We start from the raw sequence: 25,529 nt of genomic DNA on the forward strand, positions 1-25,529 counted from the left end.
TTCTTTTAAAAAATTGTTACCTATTCTGAAGAATTATAAAAGTAATCTCTTATTTACGGAAATAAGAGGTTTTTTAAATTACTTTTCGAATCATTTTAATAGTTTATATATTAAAGGTGAGGAGAAAGAATCATGAAGATAAGAAAAGCGTTATTAAGTGAAGAAAATGAATTAAGTGAACTTGCACTACATTCAAAAGCAACGTGGAACTATAGCGAAGCATTCATACTTGCTTGTAAGGAAGATTTAACAATTACCGAAGAGTACATAAAAAATAATTTTGTATATGTTTTAGAAAACGATAATACGAAGATTGGATTTTTCTCATTTTTACGTAATGAAAATGCTCTTGATTTTCTATATATTCAACCTCGTTACAAAGGAGCAGGGTACGGGAAAATACTTTGGGAGTATGTATTAGAAAAAGCAAATGAGCTAGGAATAAAAAGTTTTACAATTGATAGTGATCCGAATGCAAAAGGGTTTTACTGGAAGATGGGAGCAAAGTTAATAGGAGAGACACCATCAACGGTTTTTAAGGATCGTTTACTGCCTCTTTTGAAATATGATGTGTAAAACAATTAATAGTAGGAGAAGCTGAGAAATGAAAGAATTGAAATTATCTTTTGACTCTTAATCTTTAATAAGTTACTATAATGGTGGTAACTTATTAAAGGGAACTTCATAGAGTTGAAAGGGGAAATACTTTTGAAAACAACTTATGTAAACGCTACAATTGTAACGATGAATGAACAAAACGAAGTGATAGAAAATGGATATATCATTGTAGAAAATGATCAAATTATAGATGTAAAGAGCGGAGAATTCGCTAATGATTTTGAAGTAGATGAAGTAATTGATATGAAAGGAAAGTGGGTTTTACCAGGGCTTGTAAATACACATACACACGTTGTAATGAGTCTCTTAAGAGGTATTGGCGATGATATGTTATTACAACCATGGCTGGAGACGAGAATTTGGCCACTTGAAAGTCAGTTTACGCCAGAGCTTGCGGTTGCTAGTACGGAATTAGGATTACTTGAAATGGTGAAAAGTGGTACAACATCATTCTCTGATATGTTTAATCCAATTGGAATAGATCAAGATGCAATTATGGAAACGGTATCAAAGAGTGGGATGCGAGCTGCTGTTTCAAGAACTTTATTTAGCTTCGGAACGAAGGACGATGAGAAGAAAGCGATTGAAGAAGCTGAAAAATATGTGAAGCGTTACTATAAAGAAAGTGGTATGTTAACTACGATGGTTGCGCCGCATAGTCCATATACATGTTCTACAGAACTGTTAGAAGAGTGTGCTCGTATTGCAGTAGAAAATCAAACGATGGTTCATATTCATCTTTCGGAAACAGAGCGTGAAGTACGTGATATTGAAACACAGTACGGAAAACGTCCAGTAGAATATGCAGCAAGTTGCGGTTTATTTAAACGCCCAACAGTTATTGCACACGGTGTAGTATTAAATGAAAATGAGCGTGCATTTTTAGCAGAACATGATGTTCGAGTAGCTCATAACCCGAATAGTAATTTAAAACTAGGTTCTGGTATAGCGAATGTAAAAGCGATGCTAGAAGCAGGAATGAAAGTAGGAATTGCAACAGATAGTGTAGCATCTAATAACAATTTAGATATGCTTGAAGAAATGCGTATAGCGACTTTACTACAAAAAGGTATTCATCAAGATGCAACAGCGTTACCGGTTGAAACAGCTCTTACACTTGCGACTAAAGGAGCTGCTGAAGTAATCGGGATGAAACAAACAGGATCACTTGAGGTTGGAAAGTGTGCCGATTTTATTACGATTGACCCGTCTAATAAGCCGCATTTACAACCAGCAGATGAAGTGTTATCACACCTTGTATATGCCGCTAGTGGAAAAGATATAAGCGATGTAATTATTAACGGAAAACGTGTCGTTTGGAATGGTGAATGTAAAACGTTAGATGAAGAGCGTATTATATTTGAAGCAAGTCGTTATAAACGAGGTTTACAAAGATAGGTAATTATATGTAGTTGAAAAAGCTATCCTTTTTTAAAAGGATAGCTTTTTTCTTGAACGAATAAATATTCAAAAGAATGTCGCATCTTTCTGTTCATATTTCTGCTATAATATATAACGCTTTATAATATTTTATACTTAAGGAGAACAATTCATGAAGCAAAAAAAGAGCCATTTAATGGTAATGGCACTTGTTACAACTTTATTATTAACAGCTTGTAATAATGAAGCGAATAAAAGTGATGCAGAAGCTAAAAAACAAGTGTTAAATGTAACAGTATCAGAAGAAATTCCTTCTCTTGATACTGCGAAAACGATGGATGGTACATCAGCGCACGTTATGCAAAACATATTTGAAGGTTTGTATGTATTAGATGATCAAGATCAGCCTATTCCAGCAGTAGCAAAATCGTTTAAAAGAAGTGAAGATGGTAAAAAATATACATTTGATTTGCGTAAAGATGCAAAATGGTCAAATGGGGACAGTGTGACAGCAAATGATTTTATGTTTGCATGGAAACGTGCAATTAACCGTGAAACAGCGTCTCAATATGCGTACATGCTTTTTCATGTGAAAAATGCGAAAGAAATTAATAAAGGAACAATGCCTCTTGATAACCTTGGAGTTAAAGCAATAAATGATTATACGTTAGAAGTGGAACTCGAACAGCCAATTCCGTATTTTTTACAGTTGTTAGCACTACCGATTTACTTACCACAGCATGAATCATTTTTGAAAGAACAAGGAAAGAATTATGCATTGGAACCTAGTAATCTCATATATAACGGGCCATTTGTATTAGAGAAGTGGAAGCATGAACAAGAGTTTCAATTAAAGAAGAATGCTACATATTGGGATGAAAAGAAAGTGAAATTAGACGAAATAAACTTTCAAATTGTAAAAGATACAATGACGGTTGTTAATTTATACGAAGCTGGTGATTTGGATCGAGTGCCTATTAATTCTCAATTTGTAGACAAGTATAAGGGAAGCAAGGACTTACATATGTCGAGCGATTCAGGAATTGCTATGCTACGTTTTAATGAAAAAAATAGTGCGTTAGCAAATAAAAAGGTGCGTCAATCTATTTCATTCGCGTTAAATAAAGAAGCTTTCGTTGCTCACTTTATTAATAACGGGGCAAAACCTGCAAGCGAACTTGTACCGGCTGGTCATATAAATGAAGAGACTGGCAAAGATTTTAGAAAAGAAAACGGAGATCTTTCTTCATATGATTTGCAAAATGCGAAAAAGATTTGGGAAGAATCAAAAAAAGAGCTTGGAGTAGAACAAGTAAACCTAGAGTTTTTAACGTTTGAACAAGATAATGCAAAACGTATGGCAGAATATATAAAAGGTGACTTAGAAAAGAATTTGCAAGGATTAACGATACAAATTAAACAACAGCCATTTAAGCAAAAATTACAGTTAGAACAAACAGGAGATTACGATATATCTATGGCAAATTGGGGACCGGATTATAAAGACCCAATTAGTTATTTAGAACTCTTTACGACGGATAATCAGAATAACAAAATGAATTATTCTAACCTTCACTACGATGAATTAATAAAGAAAGCGAAAAGCGATTTTGTACTAGATCAAAAGAAAAGATGGGAAGCATTGCAAGAGGCCGAGCGTATTCTGCTAGAGGATGCTGCAGTTGCACCGCTTTATCAAATGGGATCAGCTTACGTACAAAAGGATTATGTAAAAGGAATTGAGAAGCATCAATTTGGTGGTGTTTATACGTATAAGAATGCTTATATTGCTAATGAATAAATACAAAAAACCTTACTTTTTAAAAAGTAAGGTTTTTTTAAAGAGTACATGGAATAAGGGAATACAGTACAAATCAGCATAAAAACAATCTCTTGTTGTAACTATGTTTGTTTTTAATTATATAAAAAATATTAGATTATATATTTTGTCATTGATATACTTAAAAGGTAATTGAGGTATTAAGATGAATCGATAGCGATGTTTGTGTATAATTATTTGAGTATTATAAAAATAAGGGAGCTTAAGTATTTGATTTGAACGGGCTTTTTCTATATGAATTAATTGGTATGTATAATACTTGGGGATATTAATTTGGGAATCTAGGGGGATCCTTTGAAGCTAGAAAAAGCAGAGTCAAATTCCATGTACCATTAGGTCCTGGTGTAGGTTTATGGGGATTTGGTTTAGAAGTTAATGTTAAGGAATAAAGGGGATAATTAGTATGAATAAGAAAGTAAAAAGATTTAAATATTTTATGGTTGTATTAGCCTGTATTGCAATTTTGGGTACAATTTTACCTAATGCATTAGATCCAAATGAAACATTGGCAGGTAACATCTCAGTTGCAGTTTTTGGTACAATGGGTACTTGTTTATTATTTTCTATTACTTATTTTATTATAAAAACAGCTATTTTAAGAGGTGGGAAATAAGATGGTACAAAATTTAGAGTTAGAAATTTAATTCATATACATAAAAAAGGAGAATTTCTATGAAATTACTACGTTTATTTATGATTCTCACTCTTGTTGTATTGTTAAGCGCATGCAATACAGCAACACAAGTCACAAAGGTTCAAAAAAATGGCGAAACGACTTTAAAAATTGGTTCGTTGCAAGGGTATTACGATGTGCAAACGATTAAAGCTGAAAAAGGAAATGTGGAAATTCCTTATGAAGCAGCCGTTGAAGAAGGTACGATTTTATTGCAAGTTACAAAAGGTGATAAGGTTATTTATGAAGAAGAAGTCACTTCTCAACAAGAAGGTCTGCTTTCTTTTGAAGCGCCAAAATCCGGATCATATGATTTAATTGTACGAGTGAAGGGTGAAAAAGAGAAAGCAAAAGAAATTCAAATACATACTAAGCTATGAAAAAATGGCAAGTGGAGTGCACCCGCTTGCCGTTTCTATTTTCGGTTGATTCTATCACAACAAATGTTTATTAATGTAAGAAATGCTTCGCTGAGTCCTGCTGTTTATTCCGTCGAAATTCCTGATGAAGTTAAAATAAGAGATGAACAAAAGAATGTGTTACAAACTTGGGATGTTAGAAACGAAATTGATAACTCTCTTTTACATGATAAAAAGACTCGGTTTGATGCATTTGTATTTGAAAGAGATATAGATGGTAAAGGGGGCATAAGGTGATAATCTTTTTAGAGAAGATGTCCCAGACCATACTACTGAAATTGATTATATATGGGGGTAAATAAGTTGAAAAATATTGAGGTTCTAAATAAATACATTGAAGGGTTTTCGAATACTCTCCCTACGTGGTTAAAGTATCTAATCGAGGCAGAGGAGATACATCAAAACTATGAGAATGTACAAGTACTTGGTGAATTAAAAACAGATGCGGTGTTGTACTATGTACACCGTACGCTGCAAGTGTTAGATGGATTGTCTTTAGATGAAGAAGCGTATCGCATTATTGAAAAAGTACTAACGTATAGTGAGCTTGCAAAGGTAGGCTCTTTAAAACAGCGAGAGAAATGGAAGAAGAACGGAATCAATCTATTGGTACATAACGAGGGTTCTGCTGATATCTTTAGTGATATTCAGTTTATCGAACATATAGAGACAAACTTAAACTCTACTGAGTATTTGTTTGTTCGAGATTTAATAAGAACACATGGATTAATCGGGCAGTATATCCGCGGAGAGGCTCGTTTGGACTCTCATGTTGATTTAATTAACACATATAAAGAAGAATACGGAGACGTTAGGTTAAAGGAGATTCTATACTATCTTAACCAATGCATTATTGAGGGCGTATCAAAAGCTTTGTGGAGTGAAGTGAAGAACGATGTGAAGATTACAATTGATGGCCTGTTTGATGGTTATGTGGAGCCATTTACTTCTCGCATACATAGACTCACACCAAAACATAAGGAGTCAGCATTTGAAAAAGATATAATTATGGGGAGCGAGAAGAGTGACGTTCAAACATTCTTATCCGATAAGGATTTGTGGTATGTAGAACCGTCTATGCATGCTCTTAGCTTCGAGGATATTTGGACAGTTTTTGTTATGTTAAAGAATGAGATAGGCACTAGAAAGGTTCAGCATATCCATTTCGAGAAATTGATGCAGCAGTTGCACTATGATTTCAAAGGCGAGAAAAAGGACAACGTGTATCGTAAGCGGGTTATTGAGAAGTATCTACGGGAGTACCGTGAGAACGAGAAGCCGAATACAACGCATGTTTCTTTTGAGGTTAAAGTAGATGAAGATATGAAAACTGCATATGTGTCGTTTCAGTTTTCTGCTGTAGGTGAGGCGTTAATTACCTTCTGTGTAGAGGCAGAAAAGATAGATATGATGCATGCTCGGGCAAATGTACTGCTCTTTGATTTCTTCGGGTTACGTAAGGATGCATATGATAGATTCCATAACGAAGAAGTGTATTTGGAGCATATGAATAGTTCGGCTGATGATAAACGAATTATTCTTGATTATATAAAGGGAGATACGATTGTAGATGTCGGATCCGGTGGTGGTGTTATGCTAGACATGATTGAAGAAGAGACCGGGGATAAACGAATATACGGTATCGATATTTCCGAAAACGTGATTGATACGTTGAAAAAGAAGAAACAGGACGAAGGTCGTTCTTGGGACGTCATTAAAGGGGATGCAATCAACTTAAGTAGCTCGTTTGATAAAGAATCGGTTGATACGATTGTATATTCTTCTATCCTTCATGAGCTGTTCTCTTATATCGAGTATGAAGGTAAGAAATTCAATCATGAAGTAATTAAAAAGGGGCTCGAGAGTGCTTACGAGGTGTTAAAACCAGGAGGTCGTATTATCATTCGTGATGGCATCATGACCGAAGATAAAAGGTTAATGCGTGTGATTCGTTTTAAAGATGCGGACGGAATGAAGTTCTTAGAGCAGTATGTCCGTGAATTTAAGGGGCGTATAATCCAGTATGAGGTACTGGCAGACAATACAGTCAAAATGCTTGTTAACGATGCGATGGAGTTCCTATATACATATACATGGGGCGAGGATTCCTTCGTTCACGAGGTGCAAGAGCAGTTTGGAATCTTTACGCCAAAAGACTATAAGGATTTCGTAAAGGGTATCTTTGGAGATAAAGTAAACATCGTTCAAGCTATGAATTATTTACAGGATGGATATACACAACATCTTAGCGAGAAAATCGATTTTAAAGATGAGTCTGGGAATGCGGTTGTGCTACCGGATAGTACGTTCTTTATGGTTTTAGAAAAGAAGTAATGATATTGAAAACTTTTAAAAAGTTTAGTTTGTGAGTTTCGATATGTTTGTGGAGGATCTCGTTCTAAAGCATATGCAATGACGGGAGAGTACATGGACAGCTATACATTCCAAAAGCATTGCGAAAACAGAAAAAGAACGTAAAAAAGGGACATGAGTAAGAGTATGCTCATGCCTTTTTTTAGATTATATAATTTATTGTACTTCGCATCAGTCGTATGATGATCTAAGAAATGAAAAACGCTCGGTTTCCTATTTTTCGTTAAAAATCCACTATCTTGATTCATTATGCTGAAACGAGTTTTTACGTATAATTTCTATTAAACTCATTTTAATAAAGAATAAAAATTCGTATCATATGGGATATCATCTTGATACATATAATTTTTTAGAACGCCTTCTTTTTCAAATCCTAATTTTAATAGTACTTTATTGGAAGCTTCATTTTCAAGAAATACAATTGCTCCGATCCGTTTTAAATGAAGTGTGTGGAAACCATATGATATAACTTCAGAAACAGCCTCCGTCGCATATCCTTTTCCCCAGTGTTCAGGGAGAAAGGCATAACTTATATTGGCTCGTTTATGCTCAGAAGACCAATCGTGAAAACCAATGGTACCAATGAGTTCTTTATTGTCTTTTAATTCGATTCCCCACTTTATACCGCTTCTTGCATTGTAACTCAGCTTAAAGTTATGAATGACTTGTTTCACATGATCAACATTTTGTAATGGTTTTTGGCCATAATAGCGCAGTACATCAGTATTAGAAAAGCATTGTAGTATACTCGGTGCATCTTCTTCGGTAAGATCTCGTAAAATGAGTCGGTCGGTTTTTAATATAGGAAACATGCTTTCACTCCATTTCTTCTGAAACTAGAATGTGTTGTTATTATATAATTTAATCTGAAAAAAAAGATTATTCAAGAGGGAAGTATGGTTTTAATTTGTGATAAAATTGATTGTGGAATATATTTCAAAAAGAGGTTTATATATGGAGAAAAACTCGATTTTAATTGTAGATGATGATCAAGATATTGTTCGATTTGTTAACGCGAATTTAATGCAAGAAGGTTTTAAAGTTTTTAGTGCTCATAACGGAGAAGAGGCTTTAAAAATAATAAATAATAACAGTATCCAACTTGCTATTTTGGATATTATGATGCCACAAATGGATGGGATAGAATTGTGCAGAAGGATTAGAGAAAAACATAGTTTACCAATTATGTTCTTAAGCGCAAAATCATCGGACGTAGATAAAGTAATTGGATTTAGTACTGGGGCAGATGATTATATTGTGAAGCCGTTTAGTACAATTGAATTTATAGCGAGAGTGAAAGCTCAATTAAGAAGGTATACATATTTCAATCAAAATGCTGTCCAAGTAATAGAAAAGAAAATAAATATTAGAGGTTTAGAAATAGATGAAGTGTCTAGAACAGTAATGTTATATGGAGAAACAATCAATCTTACGAAAACTGAATATGATATTTTGTACTTAATGGCTGCTGCAAAGAATCGTGTGTTTACTATTGAAGAAATATATGAGAGCGTTTGGAAAGAAAGAGCCTATGAAAGTAATAATACAGTAATGGTTCATATTGCAAGATTAAGAAATAAAATTGAAGAGAATCCAAAAGAGCCGAAGTTTATTCAAAATGTTTGGGGAGTCGGATATAAAATTGAAGATTAAATCATTACAAGGCATTAGAACTAAGTTTTTTATCGCATTCATATGTAGCATTTTGTTAGCAACTGTAAGTATAATAGCGTTTCAAATTGTAGTTGGAAATATATATAGTCATGTTACTGCATTAGAGGAAAAATATTCATTGTTATATTTAATGGCTTTTTTAACTTTTACTACAATATACTTTGCATTCATGACAAAAACAATGATGAAAAGGTTATCTGAAATAAATAAGAACGTGAAAGAAATAAGTAATGGTAATTTTGAAATACATATACCTATTTCAAAAAATGACGAGATTGGTGAATTAGCAACGAATGTTAATAGAATGGCCAAAAGTTTAAGAGAGTCTATCGAAAATGAAAAAAAATCGCAGGAAATGAAAAATGAAATGATTAGTAATATTTCTCATGACTTACGAACACCTGTAACATCTCTAATAGGTTACGCGGACCTGTTAGGAAATCAGCTTCATTCAAATGGAGAAGAATGTGAACAGTATGTAAGTATATTAAAGCGAAAAAGTTATGAATTAAAAAATCAAGTAGATGATTTATTAGAATATTGTCAAATAAATTATAGAGAAATCGAATTACATAAAAGTGTAGTAAATATGAAAGCGTTCATTGAACAAATCATGATTGATTTTGTACCACTACTAGATGATGCCGATATGAGCTTTTGTATTAACGGTGATAAGGAGTTACATGTGGAAATGGATGTAGCGCTTATGGTGAGGCTATTCGAAAATGTAATTAGTAATAGTATTATGTACGGGAAAGATGGAAAGGATATCTTAATTCAAGTTTCTAAAAAAGACATGAATGCTGAAATAGAAATTAAAAATTTTGGACAATGTATTCCGGATGAGAACCTTCCTTACGTTTTTGAGAAGTTTTATCGCGGTGAAAAATCACGTAGCTCTCATACGGGTGGAAAAGGAATGGGACTTGCAATTGCGAGAAGTATAGCAGAGCTTCATAAAGGGGATATCACTGTGTGCAGTAACGAGAAAGAAACTGTTTTCACTATCGTTTTACCGCATTATAAAGAATTGTAAGAAAGTCGTAAGTATTTCTTTTATATGTCGTAATTTTCACTTCGTATGATGTAGTACAAGGATAGGAGAGTGGGGATACAACATGTGGAAGAAATATGTATTGGTAATTTTAGTTGCGTTTTTAATGATAAGTTGGAGTGTAGTTTGTTTAGCTAATGGTGTTATATCAGTCATTGTTTGGTGGAGTATACAAGCCTTTAGCTTAGTATCAATCTATATTTTGATAGGGTCAGCATTACTATTTGCGTGGAAAGGCATTTTCAAAAATCGAATAGATAGAATATTACTCTTCATAGTTCTTTTCTCTATAATTGGAGCTTGGCCTTTAGGATGGTTTGCTAACATAGGGGGACTTGCTTATCCAGCAGATGTACATTCTATGAATCCTAAAGCAGTCGTTCGCTTTCCTTTGAATGAACGAGCATTAGTGGGCTGGGGTGGTGATCGATTAGAAACGAACTATCATGTTATAAAACCAAATGAACGATGGGCATATGATATTCTTATTCCGCCTGCTGAAGTGAAAAGTAGTAAGTTAGAGGATTATGGAATATATGGAGCGAAAGTAATGGCACCAGCTTCAGGAACAGTTGTATCAATCAATAACGATGAAAAAGATGTAGTTCCAGGAGAGGATGATTTTCGGTCAATGGCGGGGAATCATATTTATTTGCAACTAGATGAATCAGGGACATTTTTGATTCTTGCCCATTTAAAAAAAGGATCAATTAAAGTGAGGGAAGGCCAACATGTAAATGAAGGAGAGGTACTTGCTCAAGTTGGTAACTCAGGAAGTTCAAGTGAGCCGCATTTACATATTCATCATCAAAGGCAGGATCCATCCAAGGTGAGCATATTTCTTTCGGAAGGATTACCACTTTACTTTCGAACTGAAAAAGGTACGATAATGCCAGAAAGAGGTACATACATAAGTGGTAATGAAAAAAGGTATTCCAGTTTTATTGGAATACCTTTTCTCATTACCCTACAAATGTTTGATACAGTAAGAAAATATTTAAAATGATAACAAGTGCAGCGATGATCCAAGCGATAAAGGTTGTTATGCGGTGATTAACGAGCGCACCCATAATTTTTTTATTGCTTGTAAACATAATAAGTGGCACTAATGCAAAAGCAATACCGAATGATAAGACGACTTGGCTCATGACTAGTGCGTAAGTTGGATTTACACCTAAAGCGATAATAACTAATGGTGGAATCATTGTAATGAAACGTCGTAAATATAACGGAATATGCATTCGAATGAAACCTTGCATAATAATATCACCTGACATTGTACCGACAGACGAGCTAGATAGTCCTGCTGATAAGAGCCCAATTCCAAATAAAGCAGCTGATACAGGACCGACTAAAGTACTGAACTGGTTAAAAGCAACATCAAGGTCTTCAACATGTAAACCATTTTTAAAGAATAGTGCGGCAGCAACAATTAACATACTCGCATTGATTGCTCCAGCGATAACCATTGCGATAATGATATCAATAAACTCGAAACGGAAAATTTTTTTCTTTTGTTCATCAGTTGTTCCGATCACGCGGCGTTGTGTCAATGCAGAATGTAAATAGATTGCATGTGGCATAACTGTCGCACCTAATATCCCTGCTGCAAGTAATATACTGTCTACACCTTGGAATTTTGGAATAAATAGTCCTGAAAGAAGGGGACTTAATTCTGGTTTTGCATAAAAAACTTGAATCCCAAATGCTATTACTACGATAAAAATCATCCCTGTAATAATAGCTTCTAGTGGGCGAAATCCTCTGCGTTGAAACTCAAGAATAATAAATGATCCGACTGCTGTAATTAAAGCAGCTGGTAACATCGGAATTCCAAATAATAAATACAATCCGAGTGCTGCCCCGATAAATTCCGCTAAATCTGTAGCCATAATAACGAGTTCACCTTGAATCCATAAGCCAATAGACACAGGTTTTGGAAAGTGTTCGCGAGCGATTTCAGGTAAATTATTTCCCGTAGCAATTCCTAATTTAGCTGATAAAGTTTGAATTAATACTGCCATTAAGTTAGAGGCGAATATAACCCATAATAGTAAATATCCATATTGTGAACCAGCTGCGATATTTGTAGCAAAGTTACCAGGGTCAATATAAGCTACGGATGCGATAAAAGCGGGTCCTAAAAACGGTAACAGTCTTTTCCATCCTTTCGTTTCTCCACTTAAAGCTAAGTGTGCTGATTGAACAGTTGTACTTTGAGAAGGGACTTGTTCATCTTTTGATATATCTTTATTCATAGTAGTTTTCCCCTTTGAAATGTTAACTTGATGAAATTATTGTAAGTATTCTTATTGTTTATTTCAATACATTTAAATGTATGAGATGATATTTTTATCCCGCTTTAATGGGCAGTAAGACCCCCACCTCAAAATTCAGCGAAAGCAAAGAAGTTAGGAGGGGGATCAACTGCCCATAAAAGTCCGATTGGTTCAACTAATAATCAGTGGGGGATGAAGAAAACCTCCACTGATTAAAGTTTCACTTTATTTGAACACAAATGTTTCCTTAGTGCAAATTATATGCCTTGCTACAATAGATGGTGTCGTGTTATAAAAAAATGGGAGTTTATGGTGTGATCACATGGGGAAACATAATGAATTAAAGGACTAATTTTGAAATTTATGTGAACATAGAGCCTATATTACAGCATATTAATTGATGGAAATGAAATTGTATGATATATAATATATTGGGATTACAACATAACCATAGTGTTTTGTGATGTAATCTTGTTTTTATTTTCGTTAACTTATAGAAAAAATTGTAAATAGAAGAAAATAGGCTAAGTACAATTTAGTATGTATTTTCTTATTATATATGTTTTGATATGAACGTTAACTTATACATGATTTTAAAATTTAGATAGGTGGTAGAAATAAATTGGCAACTACAAAACCATATAGAGTATTACTATATTACATGTACACAACAATTGAAAATCCAGAAGAATTTGCTGAACAGCATTTAGAATTTTGTAAATCACTTGAGTTAAAAGGAAGAATTCTTGTAGCGACAGAAGGAATTAATGGAACTTGTTCTGGAACTGTAGAACAAACAGAGAAATACATGGAAGCAATGAACAATGATCCACGTTTTGCTGGAATCGTTTTTAAAATTGATGAGGCAGATGAACATGCATTTAAAAAAATGCACGTACGCCCTCGTCCAGAGTTAGTTACACTTCGTCTAGAAGACGATATTAATCCGAAAGAAATAACTGGTAAATATTTAGAGCCAACAGAATTCTATGAGGCAATGAAACAAGAAGATACAGTTATCATTGATGCACGAAATGATTATGAGTTTGATCTAGGTCACTTTAAAGGTGCGATTAAACCGGATATTGAATCATTCCGTGAGTTGCCAGATTGGATTAGAGAAAACAAAGAAACACTTGAAGGTAAAAAGATTTTAACATACTGTACAGGCGGAATTCGTTGTGAGAAGTTTTCTGGTTGGTTAGTTCGTGAAGGTTACGAAGATGTAGGTCAGCTTCACGGCGGTATTGTAACGTACGGAAAAGACCCAGAAGTACAAGGTGAGCTTTGGGATGGACAATGTTACGTGTTCGATGAGCGTATCTCTGTGCCAGTAAACCAAAAAGAGCATGTTATCGTTGGTAAAGACCACTTTACAGGTGAACCTTGTGAGCGCTATGTAAACTGTGCAAATCCAGAATGTAATAAGAAAATTTTATGTTCTGAAGAAAACGAAGCGAAACATTTACGTGCATGTTCTCATGAATGTCGTGTACACCCACGTAATCGTTATATCGTTCAACACGAATTAACTGAAGAGCAAGTAGCTGCTGCATTAGAGAAAATCGAAGCAGGGAAGTAAGCTAAATTATTGTAATAAAAAAGTACTCCAAATTTTATTTTGGAGTACTTTTTTTACTATGTGTTTTTTATCAGTTTTTGTCGGTAAGTCGATATATCTTAAAAATCGCTGATAAAAATTTCATTCACTGAAATGCTCTACGTATTTGTAATTTGAAAATCACCCTTTTTAATGTTTATCATCTTTCTCTTTAACAGCAGAAAGTACAGTTTGTTTTACCCATGATTTTCTTCGTTTATATTGTAGACTCCATTGGTATAAACTTTGCGCACCTAAAATAAGTGAAATGACTATGCCGCTAATTGCTATTAAAAGCGCGAAAAATTCAAGTGGCGACGAGATTTTGTTTGAATCGGTGTTTCTTAAAAGATCAATCATAGTAAACCCTAACATTTGGCCTACTACAGAGTAGAGCGTTAAAATTAATAATAATAGACTATCTTTTTTAGAGGCGACATTTTCTTGATATTTAAACAAACTGTCAAGATTTTGTTTTGCATTCGAGTATAGTACCTCAATATTAAATAGTTTTCTTAAGCGGAAGAAAATATCTTCACTCTGTGATTGGGATACTAACTCTAAAGAAAAGTAATTTGCTGTAAATGAATTGATTGAATAAATTAATTGCTCTATTTCATTTGTATCTTGTTCAATGTTTAGTTCAGCATAAGCGTTGGCCATCTTTAATAAAACAACTTTATGAAATAGATTTAATAACAAAGCGTAATAAAACTCCCCGTACATTTGACTAGCAAGTTTAGCGATTGCTTGCTCACCTTCATTTGTTATACATGTAAAAATATGTTCTTCCATAACAAAGTAGCGATTAGGAGCCCATCTTTGATAAGAATGTTTTGTTAAATAATCTTGAATATAAGGGATGTTATTTGCGCTAATATACGGATTGCCATCGTCTGTTAATCCGGAAAGACTGGAAGTTCGGTATACATCGATTATATGAAGGTCTGACTCTTTATTCACGGATAATAAAGTTTGTACATACATTCTTTGGTCTTCAAAGAAAGGAAAGGTTTGAAAGTAAGAGCTCCGCAATCTCTTTTTCTCAAAGAAGTCTGTTACACCATGAAATAAATCACCGAATATAAGTTTTTCCACTTGTGAGTATTGTTTTCCGTTACATTCAATACAAATAGTCTCGTTTGTATCATTTTTAGTTTCAAGTACACGGAAGCGGGCGGCGAATTCGATTGCTTCTGATAATGTCATGTTTGGAGCGGTTTCTACTTCTGTCCGAATTGTTAAGAAGCCAAGCTCATAAGGGCAAAGTGTTACATCAATAGAATGAATCTTGAATGGAACAGAAATCAAATTTGTTGTTAAATGTCCAGTTAAGTTAAGGTCTTTAGAATAGCGTTGTAATCCTTTTTGATGCTCTGAGTGAGGAAATAGAATTTTATTTGTAAATGAAAGATAGTATGCTTCCATATTTTGATGTGAAACTTGAAACTTTCCGTAGTATGTATTTTCATTTTCAAGATGATCGAGTCGAAAAGGGCGAAAATCATTTTTCTGTAAGAAAGGGAACATATTTTGTTCATATCCGGTTTTAAAAGAAAACGGGAATATAAATTGAAATATAGCTGTTGCTACATCTTTTTCCTCGATTGTCTGTATTGCCTCCATTTACATTGTTTCCTTTCATATATGCTATAAAAACAACATGCCCAAATTTATTTGAAAATAACCACTGTTTTATACTTGATTAAGAATGAAAATTCAGCTTATTTAGTAGAGGACATGTATAATGTTATGTATACTACATGTTATAAAATTGTATTTTGAAAAGGGGGATGTTGTATGCGTATTTTAGTATTAGGAGCTGGTGGCGTCGGAGGATTTTTTGGTGGCCGATTAGTCGAAAAAGGGGAAGATGTTACGTTTCTTGTTCGTAGTAAAAGAAAACAGCAATTAGAGGAAAAGGGACTTGTTATTCGTAGTGTGAATGGGGATTTTTCCTTCCAACCGAAATTAATAACGAAAGAAGATCGAACTTCTCCATTTGATGTCATTTTATTTTCAACAAAAGCGTATCACTTAAACGAGGCGATTCAAGATTTGAAGCCGTTTGTAGGTGAAAATACTGTCATCATTCCATTGTTAAATGGTATTGCTCATGTATCACTATTACAAAAAGAATTTGGTGAAGAGAAAGTGATTGGCGGTCTATGTTTTATCGAGACGACGTTAAACGATCAAGGAGAAATTGTACAAACTAGCGCTGCCAACAGACTTCTGTTTGGAGAAATGAAGTTTCAAGATTCAGAGAGAATACAGCATATTGCTAAAGCATTTGCAGGTACGAAATCTAGTTTTGTTTTAAGTGAAAATATTATGCAAGATATGTGGCATAAATATTTATTTATTACTGTAATGTCGGGTGTGACGACATTAATGCGTGCACCGATAGGACCGATTCGCGAAAGTGAAGGTGGACGCGATTTTATCCAAAACTTATTTGAAGAATGTGTGCAAATCATGAGATCTATGAAAGCTCCAGTTAAGGATGGAATTGCCCAAGAACATATGAAAACAATCGATAAAATTTCGTATGATATGAAGTCATCGATGCAGCGTGATATGGAAAAAGGTTCGTTCATTGAAGGCGAGCACTTACAAGGATACTTACTAGATGTAGCGGAACAATTTTCTATAGAAGCACCATTATTAGGGGCAGTATATCAAAATTTGAAAGTGTATGAAGAAATGACCTTTCACAGATCAGCAATACAATTGGATGTATGAAAAATAAAAAAGAAAGCAATATATAAGTGTATTGCTTTCTTTTTTATGACAAATTATTTATTTCTTTTCGTTCTATCTGTCAAATTTATTTCCTGTTCACGTTTACCGTATAATTGATTAATTTCATTTGCTAATGCATCTAAATAGGAATCGGAAAAAATAGGCTTCTTTTCTTTAGACATATGAGTCTCCTTTATCGATTTTTTAGTATTCATTATGTATATTTACCAGCGGATTATGCGCAATCATTTAAATTTTTTCTTTTTCAAAATTTTTGTTTACATTTTGAAAATAAAGGAGTATTATAATCCACAGTTTCAATTTTCTAAATCGCTGAAACCGCATGGTGCGGGGGACCCGTTCTTATGGATTAGTACTTAATCCAATGGGGTGAATCCTTGAAAAAGGTAGGGCTACTCATAGGCCCGAATCCGACAGCTAACCTCGTAAGCGTTATATTGAGAAGGAAGGTGGAGCTTGTGCGACAAAAAAAATAATGTCTACAAGTCTATTTCGTTATGGCTTGTAGACATTTTTTGTTTTCTGAAGAAATCGTTTACCCGCTGTAACTAGCAGAAAAGTTCGTACAAAATTATTGGAGAGTGGACAGCAGTGGTTTCATCAATCAAAAGGTTTTTAATTGGAAGGCCGTTAAAATCAACTGAGTTAGGAGAGCAAAAGCTTAATAAAACGAAGGCGTTAGCTATTTTATCTTCTGACGCATTGTCATCGGTTGCATACGGACCAGAGCAAATTTTAATTGCTTTAGCAGGTCTTGGAGCGATTGCTTATTGGTATTCAATTCCAATCGCTGTTGGGGTATTAGTGTTATTGACAGCCCTTATTTTATCTTATCGTCAAATTATTTTTGCTTATCCTCATGGCGGAGGCGCGTATGTTGTATCAAAAGAAAATTTAGGGATGAATCCAGGGTTAATAGCTGGAGGATCTTTATTAGTCGATTATATTTTAACTGTTGCAGTAAGTGTGTCCGCAGGTACAGATGCGCTCACATCAGCTTTTCCAAGTTTACATGCACATAATGTAATCATTGCGATTATATTTGTTATATTGATTACTATTTTAAATTTAAGAGGGGTAACGGAATCAGCTTCCGTTTTAGCATATCCTGTTTATTTATTCGTTTTAGCACTCTTTATATTAATTGGTGTAGGTATTTATAATATTATAACTGGTCAAGTTTCACCGACATTACATTCACCGATTGGAACACCAGTTGCAGGAATTAGTTTATTTTTACTGTTACGAGCATTTGCTTCAGGAAGCTCTGCTTTAACGGGTGTTGAGGCAATATCTAACGCAATTCCAAACTTTAAGGATCCTGCACCTAACAATGCAGCGAAAACATTGCTTGCAATGGGTGCATTACTTGCCGTTTTATTTTCAGGAATTGTCTTTTTAGCTTATTATTACGGAATTAATCCAAGTAAGGAAGTAACAGTTGTTTCACAAATTGCTGAACAAACTTTTGGACGTAATTTCATGTACTATTTCATACAAGGTACAACTGCTTTAATATTAATTCTTGCTGCTAATACAGGTTATTCTGCATTTCCACTATTAGCAGTTAACCTTGCAAAAGACAAATTTATACCGAGAATGTTTACGATTAGAGGAGACCGCCTAGGTTACTCAAACGGTATTATTATACTTGGGATAGCTTCGATTATTTTAATTGTAGCTTTCCAAGGGCAAACAGAACATTTAATCCCGTTATATGCAGTAGGTGTATTTATTCCATTTACACTTTCTCAAACGGGTATGGTATTAAAATGGCTTCGTGAAAAACCTGAAGGATGGGCTTTGAGATTAACGGTTAATTTAATTGGTGCAGTTATTAGTTTTATCGTAATGAGCATGTTCTTTTTAACTAAATTTGCACAAGTTTGGTCAATCCTTATTTTCTTACCTGCCATCATCTTCTTGTTCCATAGAATTAAGAAGCATTACGATGCAGTGGGCGATCAATTAAGTTTAAAAACTTGTGAACCACTTGTTCCAATTGAGGGAAATGTAATTGTCGTTCCTGTAGCGGGCATGACTCATGTGGTGGAAAATTCATTGAACTATGCGAAGGCTCTTTCTGCAGATCAAGTTATCGCTGTATATGTTGCTTTTGACAGAGAAGAGGAAAAGAAATTTGAAGAGAAATGGAAGAAGTGGCAACCTGAAGTAAGACTTGTTACCTTACATTCTCACTATAGAAGTATTATTCAACCGCTAACAAAGTTTATTGATACAGTGCAATATAAAGCGAGTGAATCAAATTACCGAGTTACTGTCGTTATACCACAGTTCATTCCGAAAAAAGGTTGGCATAACATTCTTCATAATCAGTCTAGTTTACTCATTCGTGCGTATTTACTCTATAAAAGAAATGTTGTTATTACAACAGTTCCATATCATTTGAAAAAGTAAGAAGATTTTTTAAGGATAGCTTTACGAAAGTGAAGCTATCCTTTTTGTGTATACACTATGCATAATTGCATATGGGTCTAAAAGATATATCAACATAATTTTTGTATCTATGAATAAGTAGAGACTTTTGTTGTGATATATGGATATTTCAATTGGAAAAGTGAAGTGGATTATATTTTGAAATAAGGACAGGAAAGCTTGAAAATAAAGGGAATGAAAATACTTCTTTACGTTATATAAATAGCTGTGTTTAAATGACCTTACAGTACAAAACTTACATGAAAAAAAAACGGAATTTCATATTTACGTACGTTATTTAGTTTAAAATGAATAATATTTTTATGTAATATATTCACTGTGTGAATGTGAGAATGGTTATAAAATAGAAATTTTATACAATATTATTCATACTAATCATATATGAAATGTTTTATAACAATAAGTAAGTACTGTAGCAATAAAGGTTGGGAGAGGTGGTTCGTACATGGATCGCGGTGAGAACGTTCTCTATTTTAACCATCTCAAACTATATGCAAGAAAATAGAATGATAAAATGCGATAGTAATAGTTGCTAATACATAGGAGGAGTTAAAGTGAAAAAGACTTTAATTACAGGGTTATTGGTTACAGCAGTATCTACGAGTTGTTTTATTCCTGTAAGCGCTTACGCTAAGGAAGGGCAAACAGAAGTGAAAACAGTATATGCACAAAATGTAATTGCTCCAAATACATTATCCAATTCAATTAGAATGTTAGGATCACAGTCACCGCTTATACAAGCATATGGACTAGTGATTTTACAGCAGCCAGACATTAAGGTGAATGCGATGAGTAGTTTGACGAATCATCAAAAGTTTGCAAAGGCAAATGTAAGAGAGTGGATTGATGAATATAATCCGAAGCTAATCGACTTAAATCAAGAGATGATGAGATATAGTACTAGATTTAATAGTTATTATAGTAAGCTCTATGAACTAGCAGGAAACGTCAATGAAGATGAACAGGCAAAAGCAGATTTTACAAATGCATATGGAAAATTACAATTGCAAGTACAAAGCATCCAAGAGAGTATGGAGCAAGATTTATTAGAGTTAAATCGGTTTAAAACGGTATTAGACAAAGATAGTAGCAACTTATCACTTAAAGCTGATGAAGCAATAAAAACACTGCAAGGATCAAGTGGAGATATTGTGAAATTAAGAGAAGATATTAAAAGAATTCAAGGAGAAATCCAAGCGGAATTAACGACTATTTTGAATAGACCTCAAGAAATTATTAAAGGTTCTATTAATATCGGTAAACAAGTATTTACAATTACAAATCAAACTGCGCAAACGAAAACAATTGATTTCGTTTCTATCGGTACTTTAAGTAATGAAATTGTAAATGCTGCAGATAGTCAAACGAGAGAAGCGGCTCTTCGTATTCAGCAAAAGCAAAAAGAGCTATTACCACTTATTCAAAAGTTATCACAAACTGAAGCAGAGGCGACTCAAATTACGTTTGTTGAAGATCAAGTAAGTAGCTTTACAGAACTAATTAATCGCCAAATTTCAACTTTAGAAACGCTAATAGCGGATTGGAAAGTTTTAAACAGTAATATGATCCAAATTCAAAAGAATGTTGAAGAAGGCACGTATACAGACAGTAGTTTACTTCAAAAACATTTCAATCAAATTAAAAAAGTAAGTGATGAAATGAATAAACAAACGAATCAATTTGAAGATTATGTTACAAACGTTGAAGTACATTAAAAATAAGTAACGATATAGGGAGAGAAGAAAAATGACAAAAAAACCTTATAAAGTAATGGCTCTATCAGCACTTATGGCAGTATTTGCAGCAGGAAATATCATGCCAGCTCATACGTATGCAGCTGAAAGTACAGTGAAACAAGCTCCAATTCATGCGGTAGCAAAAGCTTATAATGACTATGAAGAATACTCATTAGGACCAGAAGGCCTAAAAGATGCAATGGAAAGAACAGGTTCAAATGCTTTAGTAATGGATCTGTACGCTTTAACAATTATTAAACAAGGGAATGTTAATTTTGGTAATGTATCCTCTGTTGATGCGGCTCTAAAAGGGAAAGTGATTCAGCACCAGGATACAGCTAGAGGAAATGCGAAACAATGGTTAGATGTATTAAAGCCGCAGCTTATTTCAACGAATCAAAATATCATTAACTACAATACGAAATTCCAAAACTATTATGATACGTTAGTTGCTGCGGTGGATTCGAAGGATAAAGCGACTCTTACGAAAGGGTTAACTAGATTATCAAGTAGTATTAATGAAAATAAAGCGCAAGTAGATCAGTTAGTAGAAGACTTAAAAAAATTCCGGAACAAAATGACGTCCGATACGCAAAACTTCAAAGGTGATGCAAATCAAATTACATCTATATTAGCAAGTCAAGATGCTGGGATTCCGCTTCTGCAAAATCAAATTACAACGTACAATGAAGCAATTAGTAAATATAATGCAATTATTATCGGTTCATCTGTTGCAACAGCACTAGGACCAATTGCAATTATCGGAGGTGCAGTAGTTATTGCTACAGGTGCAGGAACGCCGCTAGGAGTCGCATTAATTGCAGGTGGTGCCGCAGCTGTAGGCGGTGGTACAGCTGGAATCGTATTAGCGAAGAAAGAACTTGATAATGCACAAGCTGAAATTCAAAAAATAACAGGACAAGTTACAACTGCTCAATTAGAAGTAGCTGGGTTAACGAACATTAAAACACAAACGGAGTATTTAACAAATACAATTGATACTGCAATTACAGCGTTGCAAAACATTTCAAACCAATGGTACACAATGGGATCAAAATACAATTCTTTACTTCAAAATGTAGATTCAATTAGTCCAAACGACCTTGTGTTCATTAAAGAAGATTTAAACATTGCGAAAGATAGCTGGAAAAACATTAAAGACTATGCAGAAAAAATTTATGCTGAAGATATTAAAGTAGTAGATACGAAAAAAGCATAATCGAATACGAATCGTTAGAGCGTTAAGTATTGATGAATGATTTGAAGCTCCTGTTCAGTTGTGAGCAGGAGCTTTTTATCCCACTTTAATGGGCAGTAAGACCCCCACCTCAAAATTCAGCGAAAGCAAAGAAGTTAGGTGGGGGATCAACTGCCCATAAAAGTCCGATTGGTTCAACTAATAATCAGTGGGGGATGAAGAAAACCCCCACTGATTAAAGTTTCACTTTATACCCTTATAAAGAAAATAGGTGAAAAGTATGCAAAAACGATTTTATAAAAAATGTCTATTAACGTTAATGATTGCTGGAGTGGCAACGAGTAACGCATTTCCTTTACATCCTTTTGCTGCAGAACAAAACGTAAAAACATTGCAAGAAAATGCGAAAAATTATTCTCTAGGGCCAGCTGGATTCCAAGATGTTATGGCCCAAACGACATCGAGCATATTCGCAATGGATTCATATGCAAAATTAATTCAAAATCAGCAAGAAACTGATTTAAGTAAAATAAGTTCCATTAATAGTGAGTTTAAAGGAAATATGATTCAGCACCAAAGAGATGCAAAAACTAATGCAACGTATTGGTTAAATTATATGAAGCCTCAAATTATGAAAACAGATCAAAATATTATTAATTACAATAATACTTTTCAAGCGTATTATAATAGCATGCTAATAGCGATTGATCAAAAGGATAGCGGAAAATTAAAAGCGGATTTAGAAAAGTTGTATGCAGATATTGTAAAGAATCAAAATGAGGTAGATGTATTACTAAGTAATTTGAAAGCTTTTCGCGATAGAATGGCGAAAGATACAAATAGTTTTAAAGAAGATACAAATCAATTAACAGCGATATTGGCAAGTACGAATGCTGGCATTCCAGCTCTAGAGCAACAAATAAATACATATAACGATTCAATAAAAAAGAGTAATGATATGGTCATTGCTGGTGGTGTACTTTGCGTAGCGTTAATAACATGTCTTGCTGGCGGACCGATGATTGCCATTGCGAAAAAAGATATCGCAAATGCAGAAAGAGAAATAGCCAATTTAAAAGATAGAATTTCTGGCGCACAAGCAGAAGTTGCAATTTTGACTGATGTGAAAAATAAAACAACAAACATGACAGAAACAATTGATGCAGCAATTACAGCACTGCAAAATATATCAAATCAATGGTATACGGTAGGGGCAAAATACAATAATTTACTACAAAACGTAAAAGGAATCAGTCCTGAAGAATTCACCTTCATAAAAGAAGATTTAAATACAGCAAAAGATAGCTGGAAAGACGTAAAAGATTATACAGAAAAATTGCATGAGGGCGTGGCGAAGTAAACAGTGGACTAGTTCCACTGTTTATTTTTTGCCGAGAGTACCAACCTTCTTATCTCAAGGTATTTACTCTTCTTGGTATGATTGGTCGTAAGTTCTATTTATAAAAAATAGGTCTTAATAGAAATTTATATAACCCTTTCAAATAAGTACAATTGGATATTAGTCATGTGTATTTTAAGTGCGAAATATATAGTTTGATCCTAAAATATTTCTCAACCTCAAAATTGCATGCATTCAAAATAATTGTGTTAATATTTAAATAATATGCAGGTAATATCTAAAGAGAGGGTGACGGGCGATGGAAATAAGAGATTTCACACATACAGGGTATGCATTATTACAAGAATGGTATCATCAAATGGTTTCGCAACATACTGAAAAAACTATTATGTTGAAACAAGTTATAGATGAAAAACTTGATAGTATGAAAGAATATGACAATCTTTTAGATTATTACACCTTATTTAATTGGCGTTTTCAAATGTTAATCGGTAATTTTGAAAATGATCTAGAAAGTCTTTCACATCTTCAAGAGCAACCTGATTCAAGATTACAATACTATTATCACTTCTTTAAATTCATCTATAAAACAGAAATGGGGCAGTATCCAAGGGCAGAACATCATTTGAGACTTGCGGAAAAATTGCTTCCAATACTTAATGATGAATTAGAAAATGCAGAGTTTCAATATAGATTAGGTTTATATCATTACTATTTGTCGCAACCTACTTTAGCGGTGAAATATACATCTAATGCCCTTGATTATTTCGCAGAAGATAAAGAATTACATACGTTTCATGCGAAAGTTGGAGCGTGTAAAAACACAATAGGGATGTCCTTTATTACACTTGATCAGCATGATATGGCGGAAGAATATCTAATATCTGCCTTAAGTATATTAGAGGATGAAAAGGAATTGAAAGCAGCCCTAACAGTTCGTTATAATTTAGGTGTTTTCTATTCGAATCAACAATTGTGGGAAATCTCTCTAAGGCATTTAGAAGATGTATATGAAAAATTCAGTTCCCCGCGATTACCATATCAGAAAAAAGGCATACATACCTTAGCGGAAGTTCACTATAAATTAGGGAATTATGAAAAGGCAAAATTCTTTATTGATGAAGGGCTAAAAGATTGTACGGAAGAATACCACCACCGTTATAATATCTTGAGTGCTTTAGTTAATAAGGTTTCTATTGAAAAATTAGAGTTTGTTGTTTTGGAAGCTATAGCTTATTTTAAGCAACAAAATATTTCGAAAGAAATTCAAAATTATTCTGAACTTTTAGCTAATGAGTGTTATGATGTAGGAATGAAGGATAAGGCTTCAGAGCATTATCGTATGAGTTATGAAGCTAAAATTTCAATAAAGGAAAAGGGGTATTTAAGATGAAAAAGATTAAGGTTTTCGTCATAAGTCTAGTAACTGTCACTTTATTATTTATTGGATTAAATAACCCTGAAATTCATCAAAATACATCAAAAAAAGCACCTGTTGTACAACATATGACTGAACCAGGTGGAGGAATCTAGTAAAAGGTTCATTCCCCTTTTAAAAAACGATAATTATAATTCCTAAGAAAAGCCTATTTCCTAAAAAGAAATGGGCTTTTTAATATGTGGTAATACCCCATTGTCCATCAAGCTAAAATTTTAAGACGCTCTCATAACAAGAAATCAGCTCATCTTTTCTTAGCTGTCTAACAAAAATTAAATTCCACTAAAACAGGTAAATCTTGTTTTAATTTTTTACTTCAAACTGAAGATTTAATGCATATTACGTATGGAATTAAGAAAAAGCATGAAAAAGGGACAAAAAATGGTCTCTTTACTAACCCTTACAGAAAAAGCGAATGGAAATTCCATAAGTATGAGAAAAGCAGTCTTTGATATCCTGGGCCTCATATAAAACTTTTCTATGTTAAATAACTTGATTCTACCGTACGTTTTTGAACGGGCCTGTTATCGTTATTGCAGAAAATGCGTGAATTAAATGATAATGGATTTACATGTTTCAAGCGTATCTATATTGAGTTTGTAAATCTACAAAATAAGTTTTCGATATATATGATAAGTGTAGTAGAAGTTCAGTTAGATAAAAT

22 protein-coding genes, 1 pseudogene and 1 riboswitch are annotated in these 25,529 nt (G+C 33.8%); of the genes and pseudogenes, 19 read left to right on the forward strand and 4 right to left on the reverse strand.

The features are described from left to right. The first annotated feature begins 132 nt into the window (after positions 1-132). From AC1Q8N_RS18400 to AC1Q8N_RS18435, 8 genes and pseudogenes are all read left to right on the forward strand, one after another. On the forward strand, positions 133-576 hold the full coding sequence (locus AC1Q8N_RS18400) for a GNAT family N-acetyltransferase (protein ID WP_098643178.1): 444 nt from the start codon (positions 133-135) through the stop codon (positions 574-576). Between the two features lie 114 nt (positions 577-690). Further along, positions 691-2,016 carry a bifunctional S-methyl-5'-thioadenosine deaminase/S-adenosylhomocysteine deaminase gene (locus tag AC1Q8N_RS18405; protein ID WP_141520087.1) on the forward strand — a complete coding sequence of 442 codons (1,326 nt, stop codon included), beginning with the start codon at positions 691-693 and terminating at the stop codon, positions 2,014-2,016. 154 nt (positions 2,017-2,170) lie between these two features. After that, on the forward strand, positions 2,171-3,799 hold the full coding sequence (locus AC1Q8N_RS18410; RefSeq protein ID WP_098080400.1) for a peptide ABC transporter substrate-binding protein: 1,629 nt from the start codon (positions 2,171-2,173) through the stop codon (positions 3,797-3,799). A 442-nt stretch (positions 3,800-4,241) separates the two neighbouring features. Continuing rightward, complete coding sequence (locus tag AC1Q8N_RS18415) at positions 4,242-4,451, forward strand: hypothetical protein (RefSeq protein ID WP_088107098.1); 210 nt, start codon at positions 4,242-4,244, stop codon at positions 4,449-4,451. Between the two features lie 59 nt (positions 4,452-4,510). Further along, positions 4,511-4,891 carry a BA_1872 family lipoprotein gene (locus AC1Q8N_RS18420; RefSeq protein ID WP_000771817.1) on the forward strand — a complete coding sequence of 127 codons (381 nt, stop codon included), beginning with the start codon at positions 4,511-4,513 and terminating at the stop codon, positions 4,889-4,891. A 63-nt stretch (positions 4,892-4,954) separates the two neighbouring features. Next, positions 4,955-5,167 (forward strand): hypothetical protein, encoded by a 213-nt coding sequence (locus tag AC1Q8N_RS18425; protein WP_141520086.1) that lies wholly within the window; start codon positions 4,955-4,957, stop codon positions 5,165-5,167. 51 nt (positions 5,168-5,218) lie between these two features. After that, positions 5,219-7,264 carry a class I SAM-dependent methyltransferase gene (locus AC1Q8N_RS18430; protein WP_493521310.1) on the forward strand — a complete coding sequence of 682 codons (2,046 nt, stop codon included), beginning with the start codon at positions 5,219-5,221 and terminating at the stop codon, positions 7,262-7,264. Between the two features lie 27 nt (positions 7,265-7,291). Continuing rightward, a pseudogene (locus AC1Q8N_RS18435) lies at positions 7,292-7,425 on the forward strand (radical SAM/SPASM domain-containing protein); the annotation flags it as partial. A 165-nt stretch (positions 7,426-7,590) separates the two neighbouring features. Here the strand turns inward: AC1Q8N_RS18435 and AC1Q8N_RS18440 are convergent. Next, positions 7,591-8,115: a GNAT family N-acetyltransferase gene (locus AC1Q8N_RS18440; RefSeq protein ID WP_098080396.1), complete on the reverse strand. Its 525-nt coding sequence runs from the start codon at positions 8,113-8,115 to the stop codon at positions 7,591-7,593. 142 nt (positions 8,116-8,257) lie between these two features. On the opposite strand from AC1Q8N_RS18440, the gene AC1Q8N_RS18445 reads away from it, so the two are divergent. From AC1Q8N_RS18445 to AC1Q8N_RS18455, 3 genes are all read left to right on the forward strand, one after another. Further along, a complete protein-coding gene (locus tag AC1Q8N_RS18445) occupies positions 8,258-8,956 on the forward strand; it encodes a response regulator transcription factor (RefSeq protein ID WP_000414549.1) in 699 nt (232 codons plus the stop codon). Further along, on the forward strand, positions 8,946-10,013 hold the full coding sequence (locus tag AC1Q8N_RS18450) for a sensor histidine kinase (protein ID WP_141520085.1): 1,068 nt from the start codon (positions 8,946-8,948) through the stop codon (positions 10,011-10,013). The genes AC1Q8N_RS18445 and AC1Q8N_RS18450 overlap by 11 nt, the downstream gene beginning before the upstream one ends. 82 nt (positions 10,014-10,095) lie before the next feature. Beyond that, positions 10,096-11,037, forward strand: a complete 942-nt coding sequence (locus tag AC1Q8N_RS18455) for a M23 family metallopeptidase (RefSeq protein ID WP_098080390.1) — start codon at positions 10,096-10,098, stop codon at positions 11,035-11,037. Here the strand turns inward: AC1Q8N_RS18455 and AC1Q8N_RS18460 are convergent. Beyond that, a complete protein-coding gene (locus AC1Q8N_RS18460; RefSeq protein WP_048543263.1) occupies positions 10,994-12,289 on the reverse strand; it encodes an Nramp family divalent metal transporter in 1,296 nt (431 codons plus the stop codon). The genes AC1Q8N_RS18455 and AC1Q8N_RS18460 overlap by 44 nt on opposite strands. 643 nt (positions 12,290-12,932) lie before the next feature. Here AC1Q8N_RS18460 and trhO point away from each other — a divergent pair. After that, a complete protein-coding gene (gene trhO / locus AC1Q8N_RS18465; protein ID WP_000246241.1) occupies positions 12,933-13,892 on the forward strand; it encodes an oxygen-dependent tRNA uridine(34) hydroxylase TrhO in 960 nt (319 codons plus the stop codon). A gap of 168 nt (positions 13,893-14,060) precedes the next feature. Here trhO and AC1Q8N_RS18470 read toward each other — a convergent pair whose 3' ends face one another. After that, the gene (locus AC1Q8N_RS18470) at positions 14,061-15,536 is read right to left on the reverse strand and encodes a hypothetical protein (RefSeq protein WP_098847984.1); all 1,476 of its coding nucleotides are present in this window, start codon (positions 15,534-15,536) and stop codon (positions 14,061-14,063) included. A gap of 174 nt (positions 15,537-15,710) precedes the next feature. On the opposite strand from AC1Q8N_RS18470, the gene panE reads away from it, so the two are divergent. Beyond that, entirely contained in the window at positions 15,711-16,655 is a 945-nt protein-coding gene (panE, locus tag AC1Q8N_RS18475; RefSeq protein ID WP_493521311.1) for a 2-dehydropantoate 2-reductase, read from the forward strand. 53 nt (positions 16,656-16,708) lie between these two features. On the opposite strand, the gene AC1Q8N_RS18480 is transcribed toward panE, so the two are convergent. Then, positions 16,709-16,837 (reverse strand): hypothetical protein, encoded by a 129-nt coding sequence (locus AC1Q8N_RS18480; RefSeq protein ID WP_000031869.1) that lies wholly within the window; start codon positions 16,835-16,837, stop codon positions 16,709-16,711. Between the two features lie 139 nt (positions 16,838-16,976). Then, positions 16,977-17,123, forward strand: a riboswitch (cyclic di-AMP (ydaO/yuaA leader). A gap of 144 nt (positions 17,124-17,267) precedes the next feature. Between AC1Q8N_RS18480 and AC1Q8N_RS18485 the strand changes: the two genes are divergently transcribed. The 6 genes from AC1Q8N_RS18485 (at position 17,268) to AC1Q8N_RS18510 (ending at position 24,960) form a co-directional block, all read left to right on the forward strand. After that, on the forward strand, positions 17,268-19,094 hold the full coding sequence (locus tag AC1Q8N_RS18485) for an APC family permease (RefSeq protein ID WP_098847988.1): 1,827 nt from the start codon (positions 17,268-17,270) through the stop codon (positions 19,092-19,094). Positions 19,095-19,687: 593 nt separating this feature from the next. Continuing rightward, the gene (gene nheA, locus AC1Q8N_RS18490) at positions 19,688-20,848 is read left to right on the forward strand and encodes a non-hemolytic enterotoxin NHE subunit A (protein WP_493521312.1); all 1,161 of its coding nucleotides are present in this window, start codon (positions 19,688-19,690) and stop codon (positions 20,846-20,848) included. Positions 20,849-20,879: 31 nt separating this feature from the next. Beyond that, positions 20,880-22,088 carry a non-hemolytic enterotoxin NHE subunit B gene (nheB, locus tag AC1Q8N_RS18495; protein WP_098049273.1) on the forward strand — a complete coding sequence of 403 codons (1,209 nt, stop codon included), beginning with the start codon at positions 20,880-20,882 and terminating at the stop codon, positions 22,086-22,088. A 259-nt stretch (positions 22,089-22,347) separates the two neighbouring features. Next, entirely contained in the window at positions 22,348-23,427 is a 1,080-nt protein-coding gene (gene nheC, locus AC1Q8N_RS18500) for a non-hemolytic enterotoxin NHE subunit C (RefSeq protein WP_098076103.1), read from the forward strand. A gap of 298 nt (positions 23,428-23,725) precedes the next feature. Further along, entirely contained in the window at positions 23,726-24,820 is a 1,095-nt protein-coding gene (locus tag AC1Q8N_RS18505; protein ID WP_098076105.1) for a response regulator aspartate phosphatase, read from the forward strand. Beyond that, positions 24,817-24,960, forward strand: a complete 144-nt coding sequence (locus AC1Q8N_RS18510; RefSeq protein WP_088110203.1) for a Phr family secreted Rap phosphatase inhibitor — start codon at positions 24,817-24,819, stop codon at positions 24,958-24,960. Before AC1Q8N_RS18505 ends, AC1Q8N_RS18510 begins: the two co-directional genes overlap by 4 nt. Positions 24,961-25,529 lie beyond the last annotated feature (569 nt).

The sequence above is a fragment of the Bacillus sp. GW823-FHT06B01 genome, from assembly GCF_058952315.1.